Origin of the sequence: Mucilaginibacter sp. (assembly GCF_041663085.1) — a bacterium.
Classification (GTDB): Bacteria; Bacteroidota; Bacteroidia; order Sphingobacteriales; family Sphingobacteriaceae; genus Mucilaginibacter.
Window position 1 is genome coordinate 1 of sequence record NZ_JBAZRC010000019.1, and the last position, 13,231, is coordinate 13,231.

The 13,231-nt window shown below is 43.7% G+C and carries 10 protein-coding genes; 2 read left to right on the top strand and 8 right to left on the bottom strand.

Annotation, left to right across the window (positions count from 1 at the left end):
* A partial coding sequence (locus tag WC615_RS06390) for a helix-hairpin-helix domain-containing protein (RefSeq protein WP_372977287.1) occupies positions 1–866 on the top strand: 866 nt, incomplete at its 5' end.
* Between the two features lie 248 nt (positions 867–1,114).
* Here the strand turns inward: WC615_RS06390 and gldN are convergent.
* The 8 genes from gldN to WC615_RS06430 all read right to left on the bottom strand — a co-directional run bounded on the left by gldN (position 1,115) and on the right by WC615_RS06430 (position 11,782).
* Positions 1,115–2,101, bottom strand: a complete 987-nt coding sequence (gene gldN, locus WC615_RS06395; protein WP_372977288.1) for a gliding motility protein GldN — start codon at positions 2,099–2,101, stop codon at positions 1,115–1,117.
* A 7-nt stretch (positions 2,102–2,108) separates the two neighbouring features.
* Entirely contained in the window at positions 2,109–3,626 is a 1,518-nt protein-coding gene (gene gldM / locus WC615_RS06400; RefSeq protein WP_372977289.1) for a gliding motility protein GldM, read from the bottom strand.
* Positions 3,627–3,665: 39 nt separating this feature from the next.
* On the bottom strand, positions 3,666–4,472 hold the full coding sequence (gene gldL / locus WC615_RS06405) for a gliding motility protein GldL (RefSeq protein WP_372977290.1): 807 nt from the start codon (positions 4,470–4,472) through the stop codon (positions 3,666–3,668).
* Between the two features lie 46 nt (positions 4,473–4,518).
* Positions 4,519–5,844, bottom strand: coding sequence for an SUMF1/EgtB/PvdO family nonheme iron enzyme (locus WC615_RS06410; RefSeq protein WP_372977291.1), 1,326 nt, complete (start codon positions 5,842–5,844; stop codon positions 4,519–4,521).
* Between the two features lie 255 nt (positions 5,845–6,099).
* Complete coding sequence (locus WC615_RS06415; protein ID WP_191173602.1) at positions 6,100–6,864, bottom strand: uroporphyrinogen-III synthase; 765 nt, start codon at positions 6,862–6,864, stop codon at positions 6,100–6,102.
* A 9-nt stretch (positions 6,865–6,873) separates the two neighbouring features.
* Positions 6,874–7,860: a DUF4271 domain-containing protein gene (locus tag WC615_RS06420; RefSeq protein ID WP_372977292.1), complete on the bottom strand. Its 987-nt coding sequence runs from the start codon at positions 7,858–7,860 to the stop codon at positions 6,874–6,876.
* Between the two features lie 89 nt (positions 7,861–7,949).
* Positions 7,950–8,396, bottom strand: coding sequence for a DUF1569 domain-containing protein (locus tag WC615_RS06425; RefSeq protein ID WP_372977293.1), 447 nt, complete (start codon positions 8,394–8,396; stop codon positions 7,950–7,952).
* A 98-nt stretch (positions 8,397–8,494) separates the two neighbouring features.
* A complete protein-coding gene (locus WC615_RS06430; protein ID WP_372977294.1) occupies positions 8,495–11,782 on the bottom strand; it encodes a CheR family methyltransferase in 3,288 nt (1,095 codons plus the stop codon).
* 305 nt (positions 11,783–12,087) lie between these two features.
* Here WC615_RS06430 and hemW point away from each other — a divergent pair, with 305 nt between their 5' ends.
* The gene (gene hemW, locus WC615_RS06435; RefSeq protein WP_372977295.1) at positions 12,088–13,209 is read left to right on the top strand and encodes a radical SAM family heme chaperone HemW; all 1,122 of its coding nucleotides are present in this window, start codon (positions 12,088–12,090) and stop codon (positions 13,207–13,209) included.
* The last annotated feature ends 22 nt before the right edge of the window (positions 13,210–13,231 follow it).

The following is a 13,231-nucleotide window of genomic DNA, read 5'->3' on the forward strand; positions in this document are numbered from 1 at the left end:
AGATAGATGTAGAGGACGTTAAACTAAAATTCACCGTACCCAAGCTGGGCGAGAAACGTAAACTGCTTGATCTGTCGCAAAAGAACGTGATGTTCTTTAAAAAGGAAAAGATAGATCAGTATGAAAAGCTAAACCCCGAGGTACGTACCGAGCGCCTGCTAAGTCTGATGATGAAAGACCTGCGTCTGAATACCCTTCCGCGGCATATCGAGTGTTTTGATAACTCTAACTTCCAGGGCAAGTACCCGGTATCGGCCATTGTAGTTTTTAGGGATGGTAAACCATCAAAAAAAGACTACCGCCACTTTAACGTAAAAACCGTTGAAGGCCCCAATGATTTTGCCACCATGGAAGAAGCTGTGCACCGCCGTTACAGGCGTATGCTTGATGAGGGCACTGAACTACCACAACTAATCATTATTGATGGTGGAAAGGGGCAGTTATCGTCGGCCATGAAAAGTTTAAAGCTTTTGGGGATTGATAAACAGGTTACCGTTATTGGCATTGCTAAACGCCTGGAAGAACTGTATTACCCCGGCGACCAGTACCCGCTTTACCTGGATAAACGCTCGGAAACACTTAAGGTGATCCAGCAGTTGCGCGATGAGGCACACCGTTTTGGTATCACCTTCCACCGTAAAAAACGCGATAAAGGCACCCTGGCTACCGAACTGGAACTGATTGAAGGCATTGGTAAAACCACTGCCGAAAAGCTACTGAAATACTTCAAATCGGTTAAAAAGATCCGCGAAGCAACTGAAACAGAGTTGCAGGAAGTGGTGAACCTTAAACAGGCCAAAGCCATTACCCAATATTTTAACCCCGCTGTAAGTGATGTGACAGGGCCGGTTGGTAGTAACGAATAACCACCACGCGTCATTGCGAGCGACAGCGTGGCAATCTTCGACATATAAGTCGCCTACTTATTCCCCACGCGTCATTGCGAGCGTAGCGTGGCAATCTCACGATAGACAGGTGAACATGCACCGCGTATATGCATAGTCAGGAGATTGCTTCGTACCTCGCAATGACGCTTGGAGAAAAAAGAGAGGCAAAGGCACAAAAAAAGCCCGTATGCAAATGCAAACGGGCTTTAATATTTTTAAGCGGATAATTATTCGCCGTATTTCCAAAGGTTAAACTCGTAATCCATCAGGGTTTTCTTTATCCTGTCGCTTTCGTACAGTTTATCAATACCCTGCGCGTAATCGCGGATACGCTCGTCTTTATCATTTGATTGTTTTACAATATAGCTGGTGAATAGACGCTTCACAAAGCAATCGTCAAAGCTTAGACCAGTTGCATCGTTATTACGGCTCACCGCCTCATGCACAGCCAGTACCTGCCTTGCTTCCTGAAAATTGATCCAGAATGCGGGTTGATAGTCAAGATCTAAACCACCTGCTTTAGGTTTGTAAAGCGGGGCAATACCCACAATGCGTGGTTCAAAAATAGAACGTTGCTTATCAAAAACCCAATCCTCTTTAATACGGAACTTAATAACACTATCAGGGTTAAACTCACCGGCTTGTACCGATGAACCTATTTTGTTACCGTCCTTATCAAATTTATCAACTACCGAGCTATCGGCCATACGGGCGCGGGCTTGCCCTGCTGCCAAAGGCTGTGTAAATTTATCACCTCCCGGATCGTCCTTTGTTGAAGCCGGATCGTATGCGGTTAACTCGCCTGCATCAATGGCGGCCATCAGCACATCAATTAACCTGCCTTTTGGTGATGCCAGGTATTGGTTCATCTTTTCGCGCAGGTCAATTTCACGCCAAACACGTTTAGCAAACATTACGTCGGCTTCGCGCAGGTTAGCATAAGGGGTTACCTTAGCACTAAGGATGTTGTTCTTTTTATAATAACCATCCAACGGGCGGTCAAAAGCTTTTTTCTTTGTTGTATCAACAGCTTGTAGTCCCGCATTGGCAGCACCGTTTGCACCGGCAACCTGCTTATTGGGGTTAACCCTCAACGTAACCGGGTTTTGGTTAGTTGTGGTTGGCTTGGCTTTTGGTTTAGTTGACTTTTTCCTTTGCGCAAAAGAAGCACTGCAAGCCAGGCAAAGTACAATAATCAAAAATCTTGTTTTCATAACTTTATTAATTAGCCGATAATATGATCGGGTCAAGTCCGCGTTGTGTACCATCCGGGCCAACTGCAATTATATCCTGGAATACAACTGTGGTTCCCGGTGTTACACCGTTCATTGCCGAACGCATAGCACCTGATAGTTCGCCACCTGTTGTGGTTAAGGTAATAGCATCCTGCCGCGGTTTAATAATGATCAGGTTAAACCGGGTAACATTAAATTTGGCATCAAACTCAAAATTATCCAGTTTAGCGAAAAGCCTGTCCTGCGCGCGGATGTTGGCCGCACTGGTTTTACCACCGCTTTTGCCTGCAAACATTGCTTTAGGGTCAGGGATACGTTTTACACGGAATTCTGATGTGCCTAACACCATGCCTTTATCTCCTAATACCGTAACTTTAGCAGTACCCGGGCTGCTTACAGTAGCTGTATAATGGCCATTTGAACCACTTACCGAACCACCGCTCATGCTAACCTTAATGGCTTCTTTAGGAACGCCCGGCGCAGAAACCGAAATAGGGTTTGGTATGCCTATATAAAGTACGTTCATCTTATCCGGAGATACTACTGCTGATGGTTTTGCTACCATGTAGCTGCCGGTTACAGTATAAGCCTTTGGCGGGCCATCAACCTGTTTAACCAATAGCTGGCCTGTCCAGGTACGTAAGCCTTCGCCGCTTGCAGTTGTTGTGTATGTACCAACGCCGTTAGATGTTGGCACTGCCGAGCCACCTACCGTAATAGTAGGGTTTGAGTTTTGATCGTAAGCGGTCAAAAATATTTCGGCTTTATATTGCTGGCCCGATAAAACGTAGCTTGTTGGAGCAACCGCTACCGCTTTAAACTGGTTAAGGGTTACCTGTGCCTGGTCTACCTTGCCTAATATCCTTTTAACAACTTCATTTTCGGCGTTCTTATTATCAGCCTGTATTTTGGCCAATGTAGTTAAGGCAGCACCTAAAGGTATGCCTTCGCCAAAATAGGCTTGTTGCCAGGTTTTTTTCGTATAACCCGGGCGGGATGGAAGATCATTAGCGTTAAGCGAAAAGTTAACACCTTGTGCGTCCTTACCTAAAAGGTTTAACAGTTTGGTTTTGGTCGATTCTATTTTTTCTTTTAAAATGTCGGCTTTTTTGTCATTTATCATCACCTCTGACGATATATCAAGGCTTTCCCTTGCATTCACATCGTCCAACTCGGGGTTTATGCCGCCACCTTTTTTTATCAGCTCTGCTTTTATCTCTTCAACGTATGAGTTTAACTCATTAGCTATCTTACTTGCATCTTTAGCTTTCGCCAGCAACATCGCGGCCTTTTCAGGCTGTTCTTTTAACTTGGTAGCTTCAAACGCACTGTAAGTAGTTGTCAGGCTGGTTGTAACATTAGTTCTTGATGCATCTAAACTTCTTGTAATATTCTTGAACGAGTCCAATAAACTGTCCGGAACGTTTAGCGCAATAAGCCCTAAAAGCACCAGGTACAATATACCGATCATCCGCTGTCTTGGGGTTTCTTTACCTCCGGCCATGCTGTATATTTATTCTTTTTGTGGTTTGATTAAATATTGTTAGTTAACCCGGGGTTGGTTCATTGCTGTTAGCATATTACCATATATCGCATTTAACGATGCAAGGTTTTTAGCTAAACGGCCAACTTCTTCTTTAAACTGTTTAGAATCATCTAATGATTCGTTAAAGTTATTCATCGTTAATGACAGGTTTTTGTAGAAGCTGTTCATCGCCTTTAAGTGAGCGCTTGAGTCCTGAAGCTCCAGCTCATACACCGCGTTTAATGACGACAGATTTTTAGCCAGGTTAGTTACCTGATCATGATATGCCTTTGAATCTACATTGGTGTTAGCCATTTCATTCAAATTAGCTGATGCCTTTTCAAAAGAAACACTCAGATTATCGTAGCTTGCTGTAGCCTGTTTTACCTTATTGGTAAAAGCTAAAGTAGCATCGCCTGCATCAGTAACCCTTGATATGCCGTTAACCTTATCGCCAAAGGTGCGTAAACCTTCACCAAGGCTGCTGATCAGCTCAGGGCCAATTTTAGCATCTTCCAGCATTTTATCCAGCGCAGCTGTGTTAGAAAAATTGCCTTGTGCTACTGCGGGCCTTGCTGATGCCTTTGGCAATTCGCCTGAAAATTCTTCGCTGAGTTCGGGATATACACGTACCCAGTCAATTTCTTTCTCTTCCCTTTGAAAACCAAGTATAAAAAACAGGGCAGCTTCTGCTAATAACCCTATTGAGATAAACGTACCGCCATAAGGCCAGTGTTGTATTTTAAACAGCAAACCTATAATAACGATTGTAGCTCCCCATGATACTATATTACCTATTCCGTAAGGTTTCTTTTTCCCAGCCATAAACTTTAGTAAGTGTGATTATTGTATAATTAGTTTTTTGTTTTGTTTAGCGTTTGTCTTTGATATCCCGGCCCAGGTATTCTGATACGCAACGGAAACCGATGTAAGATTTTGCAGTATCCTGGTATTCAAAGGTACGGGTAGAGTTTTGAAGGAAGTAACCGATATCTTTCCATGAACCGCCGCGTACAACTTTGCGTTTCATTACTTCCGGGTCGCTTGCTTTAGCTTCGTAATTAAATGTTGGTGCAAGGTCATGCACAAATGTAGATGCCGATTCGTCATAAGCAGATGATGTCCACTCGGCTACGTTACCTGCCATGTTGTACAAACCATAATCATTAGGGAAGTACGACCGTACGTTAACGGTATATGCACCACCATCATCGGTATAGTTCCCACGGCCGGGTTTAAAGTTGGCCATTAAACAACCTTTTGCATTTTTAATGTAAGGGCCGCCCCAGGGGTAATCGGTACCTACCCTGCCACCGCGGGCAGCATATTCAAACTCGGCATCATTTGGTAAAGCAAAAGGCGAGTTGTGTGGTAATTTGCGTTTGTCTTTATAACCATCGCTTAAGCGGGTGCGCCATGCGGCAAACGCCCTTGCCTGGCGCCAGGTAACACCCACAACAGGGTAGTTACGATAGGCCGGGTGAGAAAAGTAGCCTTCAACCATTGGCTCATTGGCTGCGTATGAAAAATCGTTAAGCCATACCAGTGTATCCGGGTAAACGGCTACTGTATCGCGTAAAATAAAGTCTGAACGTTTTTTTGTTTTATCGTTACGATAGTTTGATGCATCGCGCAGGGTGAATAACGCGTAGTTATATTTTAGCATGCGTACATCAATTTCATTACGGTCAAATACCCGGTCATCGCCCTGATAGTACATCCCCTGCAGTTTTTGCTGATTGGCAGATGCGTTTTTACCTCGGGTACTAAAAACACCGTTCTTGGCAACATAATCCCAGTTGATGTATTTTCGGCCGTTTGGATCGGCAGCTGCACCTTTTTTGGGTTGCAGGTAATATTTGGGATCGTTTAAGTAATTACTGATGGCTATTGAATCGCGTACCCAAAATACAAACTGCTTGTATTTACTGTTTGATATCTCTGTCTCATCCATAAAGAAAGGGGGAACAGTTACCTGCCTTACCTGTGATGTTTGCGCAAAGGTTACGTCCTGGTCTGTTTGGCCCATTAAAAACGTACCGCCTTTAATATAAACCATGTTTAACGGCGTAGTAGCCCTGAACGAACGCTGCCTTACTCCTGTAACCTCGCCGCCGGCTCCGCCGCCACCGCCTATACCACAACCGGTTAAGATAGTACCGGCCAAAACTATTATTGTAAAGTATATTTGTTTCATTTTGTATCCAAAATCAGTAATATGCTATCAATTTATACAACAGAACGCACCTCCGAATATATCACTTTTACTTTAAACCAAACCGAAAAAATGTTTTTTAAATCCAATAAACGACTTTATCAGTTAAAATAACGCTTTTCTCTACTCGTGTAAAAATCAGCCGGATGGTAAAAATATTTCGTTATTACATAAATACTTTCACCGTTATACGTGAAATAATCAGGAATGTTGCGGCAAGGCAACAGTTATATTGATTTATTTATTAGCCTGTTTAACATACTGATCGATAGCCATCGTCATAGACGGGGCAGCTGGCGTAGGGGCCGGAATATCTAAAATTAAACCGGCATCCAGCACCGCTTTATGGGTAGTTGCCCCAAAAGCCGCGATACGTGTGTTATTTTGCTTAAAATCAGGAAAGTTCTTGTATAATGATTGGATACTTGACGGGCTGAAGAAGGCGATAACATCATAAAAAACCTCGGCCAGATCGCTCAGATCGCTGCACACCGTACGGAACAATACCGCAGGGGTAAAATCATAGCCGTTATCAAGCAAAAACTTTTGGGTTTCTTCGGCAGCTACATCAGAGCAAGGGTAAAGGAATTTTTCGGCAGAATGCTTTTTCAATACCTCGGCCAGGTCGGCAGCGGTTTGTTTGCCAAAAAATATCTTACGCTTGCGGTATTGGATATATTTTTGAAGATAAAGGGCAATAGTTTCTGACAGGCAGAAGTATTTCATTTCTACCGGCACTTCAAAACGCATTTCTTCGCAAATGCGGAAAAAATGGTCGGCAGAGTTACGGCTGGTGAATATCACCGCGGTAAAATCAGCCAGGTTAATCTTTTCCTTACGAAAATCCTTGGCAGGCACCCCTTCAACATGAATAAAAGACCTAAAGTCAATTTTCAAATTAAGCTTTTTGGCCAATTCGGCGTAGGGGTTTTTGTCATTTTCAGGTTTGGGCAGTGTAACTAAAATGCTCTTAACCTTTTTCTTTCTATCTTCCAATGCCATACGTTCGTTCTACCTAAATCCAATATTAAGCGCCTTAATTAGTATTAATATTGGGCAAATTTCGAGGGCACAAAGATAGATAAATAAATAAAACTTATGAAATCGAAAATTAGAAATGATACTTACACTACTTCTGAGGTACTGCCATATAAAAATTACTACCACAAACAGCAGGGTAACAGCCAGCAAAAAGGGAATAAATTTATCGGCTATTAAGCTGAAACACAGCGCCACGGGCAAAAAAACAAAGGTAATATTAAAATAAGTAAGCGATAGCGCCGATATATATTCGCTTACCAGTTTATTAATATCAAACACAAACCCTAAAAACTTTAATACCAGGAACTTACTGGCAAACAGGACAATTATTACAAATGAAAGGGTTATAAAAAGCTGTAACCCGCCAATGGTGTAATAAACTTTATAGTAACCGGTGGTAAGCAGGTATAAAAAAAGACCGCAGGTAAAGCCAAATAAAAGAAACAGGCCGATGAATGTCCAAACGTTAATAGGGCTATCCTCTTTGCCTGCCTGGCTAATGGTTCTGCGGTTATAAAATGATTGGAAAACGTTACTCATATCCTTGCTTGACCAGATATTGAGCACTGCTGTAAACAATAGCAATATGATAACCATGGCAATAACCCACACATCCCTTGATGGGCGGCTGCGCCCGTATCCCTGCTTTATTTTTGACTTTGCCGAAAGACTGAGGTAATGATCGCCTTTGTAAGCATTTGCATTTAAAATACTGTCTACAAACGCATTACGGCGCTGCGGATCGGGTGCCAAAACAAAAACTTTTGCTAACGAATCTGATACGAACCTCTCTCTTGCTGCCGTGGCATGTGCCACCGAATCAAGAAAAGGTACCGGGCCTTTAAAACGCGGCCTTGGGCGGATGCTATCGGTTACCTGCGCCGTGGTATCTGCCTGCGCATGGGCTGCCGTACAGCCCATAATCACCATAAATAAAAAGCAAAATATCCAGCGCATGTATAAAACCCGTATAAGGCCGCAAATTTACCTTATTTATGCCGGCTTATGCAAACTTATGATATTACTTTGAAGCATTCCACTTATACCTAACCGTTAAATTGCTTTAGGTGATGGTCGGTATGTTTATAAACCAAATAACCAATTTGCTCTTTGTTAATTTTCCCGAAAAAGGGATGCGTGATTTCCTGGTTAGAAGAATGGCCGTATTGTTCAATCAAATCTATCCAGTCCTTTTTCGCGGTGGCAATATCGCCGGTAGTTTCTTTTATAATAAAGCCTGGAACCGTTGGCATATTCTTTTTTAAAGGTGATTCATCCTTAATTAAACTCCTTAAAGCCACTTTACCGAATATATAGCCAAGGAATACTCTTTTAAATGGCATTTTGCCAAGCATCATACTCTCGTAAACGGCGCAATGTTTTACCATTTGATATACATTCATTTTACCCCATTCGGGGCTGTTATCCTCGTTAAGCATATTAATGCGATTAATTAACTCGTCCCGGGTAATTTTGTCAAATATGGTTTTCATCGTTCTATTTGTAAGTTAAGCAAACTTATAGCTTCGCACAAAATAAACCGGGTGGTTAGCATGACAACTTACAGGGGCAAATGCGACAAAAGTTACATCTACAGATGGATCATCTTCTCTTCAGGATGAACACTCATCTTTACTTGAATTTTAAAAAAAATCTTAAACGTGCATCCGTTGCCAGGATTGGATTTTACCTCGATTTTACCGCCAGATGCATTAACAATCTTGCGGGTGAGGTAAAGTCCAACGCCTGTACCTTCCGTGGCTGCGCTAAGCCGTTTATACTTTTTAAAGATATGATCGATCTCGTCTTTAGCTATACCGATGCCGTTATCGATAACCGTTAATATAATAAACTGGTCTTTCTTTTCAGTTTTGACGATGATCTCCGGCACGCGATCCGGCGAGCTGAACTTGAGCGCATTAGTAACCAGGTTAAGCATTATGCTTCTAAGATTCTTTTTCGCGAACCAGACTTCCTTTTTCCGAAACTCAATATGAAAAACGGCTTTGGAAGCCTTTATCTTTTCTGACAGCGTTTCTCTAATCTCCTTTAAAAGTGCCGGGAAGCTTTCCAGCGTATACTCGGATTCTTCCGATTCTAAATGACCGACCCTGGCCAGGTCGCTGATGACCGCTTTGAAGTTGGTTACAGCCTTGTTCATCATACCTGACAGTTCCATCACCTCTGGGTCTTTGGTGTCCAGCTTATCATTAAGTATTTCCAGCAGTGATTCAATGTTCAAGATCGGCGCATTCAGGTCATGTGAGGCGCCGTAAACGAAGTTATTCAGGTCAGCATTGATCCTAAGCAGGCTTTTATTGCTATTATTCAGGCTGCGGTTACTTATGTCGAGTTCCCGCAGCACCTTTTTCATTTCAGTGATATCATAGAAGCTGATGATGGCGCCGTCCGCTTTTTTGCTGTTTCTTTTTAGGTAAGGCATCGTCATCACTTGATATACCTTTCCGTCTGTGGCCTCAGCTTCGCGGGTAACAGGCACCTCGTTATGAATGACGTGCTTGATATCATCAATCAGGGTTTCAAATTTCATATTGGTTGTGATGTTACTGAGCGGGCGGCCAATGTCCTCTTCCCGAATGTTGATATGCTTTACTGCACCGGGAGAATATCTTTTCAGCAGCAGGTTCTGATCAACAAACAACTGGCCGTTGGTATTGCTCCGGAAGTAGTTATTCAGATCGTCATTGAGGTCCGTTAGTGCTTCGATGGTCAGCTGGTGATCTTTATTGACGGTTTGCAGTTCCTCGTTTACCGATTGCAATTCTTCATTTGTACTATGCATTTCTTCGTTGGCCGATTGCATTTCCTCGTTGGCTGATTGGAGTTCTTCGTTAAAAGACTGAGTATTCTCGTTAGTAAAAGCGATCCGTTCATGTGCTATCGCTACTGTGTGTTTTAATTGCGCTACCTCCTGCTCCAGACTGCTGATATGGTCCCGGGTCACTTCACTGATATCATCCACGTGGACGACCTTTTCATTATTGATCGCGGTATTGCTTTCTGCAAACAATACCAGCAGCAGTTTTTCTTCCGACCCGGTAAGATAAAACGGACTGAGGACGATATTGATCAATTTGCTTTTTTTGTTTCCGTCGCCGTCCAGATTAAGCTGATCAAGCATGACTCTTTTGTCCAGCTTCAGGGCCTTGTGGGCGGCAGCTTTAAAAACAGTGGAAAGATGCTCCGGTAACAGGTCGTTCAGGTTATACGTAAAATTAATGTTTTTTAAGTAGGCCTCCGTATTGCCGAATGACTGTACGACTGATAGGTTTTCATCCGTACAGACGCCGTTGAATTCGACTTCTCTTAACAAGGCGGAATTGACCTGGTCCAAGAGTTCGTTCTTTGATATCGGCACGATAGGTTTTGTGCTGACTTCTATCGCTGTTGTCTTGATTTCACCGATTCTGTGTGAGGAAAAAGCATCAAAACGAATCGCACGGCCTGTTTTAATACTTTTCAGGATGTTCCATTTGGGGCTGATTTCGTTAAAGCTATCTTTAATGACAGAGGCGCTCTCACTTGGCCCCAAAAAGAGATAGCCGTCTTGTTTTAATCCAAAGTGCAGCATGGCAAATACCTTTTGCTGTAAGGCAACATTAAGGTAGATCAGGAGGTTACGGCAGCTAATCAGGTCAATGTTACAATAAGGCGGGTTCTTGGTCAGGTCATGCTGGGCGAAGATCAGCATTTTGCGGATCTCGTGCTTGACTTTATAGCCGATTCCTTCCCTGGTGAAAAACTGTTGAAGCCGTTCTTTGGATACCGTTTTAATGATACTTTCGGGGTACATACCCTTTGAGGCGGTATCCAGCGCTGCCTTGCTGATATCGGAGGCAAAGATCTTGATCTCGATATTTTGGGGATGCTGGTTTAAATATTCTTTAATCAATATAGCCATGGAGTAAGCTTCCTCCCCGGTTGCGCATCCGGCCACCCATATTTTCAGCACATCTGAATGATTTCTCTTGATGATATCCGGGATCACAGTTTCTTCGATGATCCTGAAGGCTTCCGGGTCGCGAAAAAAGGAGGTCACGCTGATCAGGAAATCATTGGCCAGTAAGGTAACCTCTGCCGCATTTCCCTTAAGAAACTGGTAGTACTTATCCAGCTTACTGAAGTTATGGCTCACCATGCGCCGTTTGATCCGCCGGATGATGGTGGGGCGCTTATAGTCGCTGAAATCCAACGGCAGGTTGCCCTTAATCAGCGCAAATACCTTTTCAAGTTCTTCCTCGCTGATCTGTTCTGAAGGCTGGTCTGTCAGGAGTTCAAGGGTGCCATCCCGAACATATTCGTCGATGACCTGCGGCATAGCTTCGGGTGATAGAATCCGGTCTACGCAACCGGTCGCGATAGCGGCCTCGGGCATGCCTTTAAAGCCAGCTGTAGCTGGACTCTGTACCAATACGATACCTCCGGCGTTCTTAATGGCTTCGATCCCCATGGAGCCATCGTCGCCGGTCCCGGATAAAATAATGCCGATGGCTTTACTGCCGCGTTCCTGCGCAAGGGAATTGAAAAAGTAATCGATCGTCATATGCGGACGCGGCTGGTCCTTTTTGTCTAAGAGGATCAGCTGGCCTTTTTTAACGGACATGAATTTTGAACTGGGGATCAGGTAAACGGTATTGGGTTTGATATCTACATTCTCAACGGCCTCAATTACGTTCAATTTGCTATGCCGGTTAAGAATCTCTACCATCTGGCTTTTAAAATCAGCGGCAAGATGCTGAATCAGGATATAGGATACCGAGTCAAGTGGGGTATAATCGAAAAAGGCGGATATTGCTTCCAGGCCGCCGGAAGACGCACCAATGGCTATTACATATTGTTGATCGGCTATTTTGGTCATGGGATGACGAGGTTTAAGCAAGTATATGAATAGTAAGAAGCAGAAAACTGCACAATTGTTTCATTTAAATTATTTACTTTCAAGTATTTAAACAATTTAAATATTGGCGTAGGTAACCTGAATAAGCCTATTACACTACCTAATACGCCCAAGGTAATAATCAGCGGCAAGGGGTATTACTTCAGCCAAAAAAACCGACCAGGGTAAAAGCAATTTGGCTTTATCTGTAATCAAGTATAGATCCACCTGATAACGTAGAGTCATCCGAAACCTGTATACAGCTTAAATTGCTACCTTTGCACTTCATGGCCGGTATCTACATTCATATCCCTTTTTGCAAGCAAGCCTGCCATTACTGCGACTTCCATTTCAGTACATCTGCTAAGTATAAAGATGAGATGGTGCAGGCGCTTATCCGGGAAATAACCCTGCAAAAAAACTACCTGAACGGCGAAACCATCCAAACCATATACTTTGGCGGTGGCACACCATCCGTACTTTCTGCAGATGAGATCATTAGCATCATCAACACCATTACCGGGATTCATACCGTCACATCCGATGCCGAGATAACGCTGGAAGCCAACCCCGACGACCTTGACCGCCAAAAGATAAACGCCTTCAGGCATACGCCGGTAAACCGCTTCAGCATAGGTATCCAATCGTTTTTTGATGAGGACCTGCAATGGATGAACCGGGTACACCGCGCCGCCGAGGCCGAAGCATCTGTAAAACGCGCGCAGGATGCCGGGTTTGAAAACATCACCGTAGACCTGATATATGGCTACCCCCTGCTAACCGATGCAAAATGGAAACACAACCTAAATAAAGTATTTGAACTGGGCATTCCCCACATATCTGCCTATAGCATGACGGTGGAGCCGCAAACCGCGCTGGCTGCATTCATCAGCAAAAAAAAGCAGCCCCCCATGAACGAGGGGCAAAGCGCCAACCAGTTTAACATGATGTTAGATGCCATACAAACCAACGGTTTTGAACAATACGAAATCTCGAACTTTTGTAAGCCCGGCCAGTACTCGCGCCATAACTCAAATTATTGGCGGGGCGTACAATACCTGGGCATTGGCCCATCGGCACATTCCTTTAACGGCGATACCCGCCAGTGGAACATTGCCAACAACGCCAAATACATCAAAAGCTTAACAGGAAATACCATCCCTGCCGAAATTGAGATACTTACCGAAACCAACAGGCTGAACGAATACATCATGACCTCGCTCCGTACCATCTGGGGGCTTGATCTGGATAAGCTTAACACCATCGCCCCGGGCGCATCAACCGAAGTTTTAAAAACCGCCAGGCAATATTTTGAAGATGGCAGCATTACCCAAAACAACAACATCATTACCCTTACTGCACAAGGGAAGCTTTATGCGGATAATGTTGCGGCTGGGTTATTCTTTTAAAAACAATTATTTCCCTTTACCC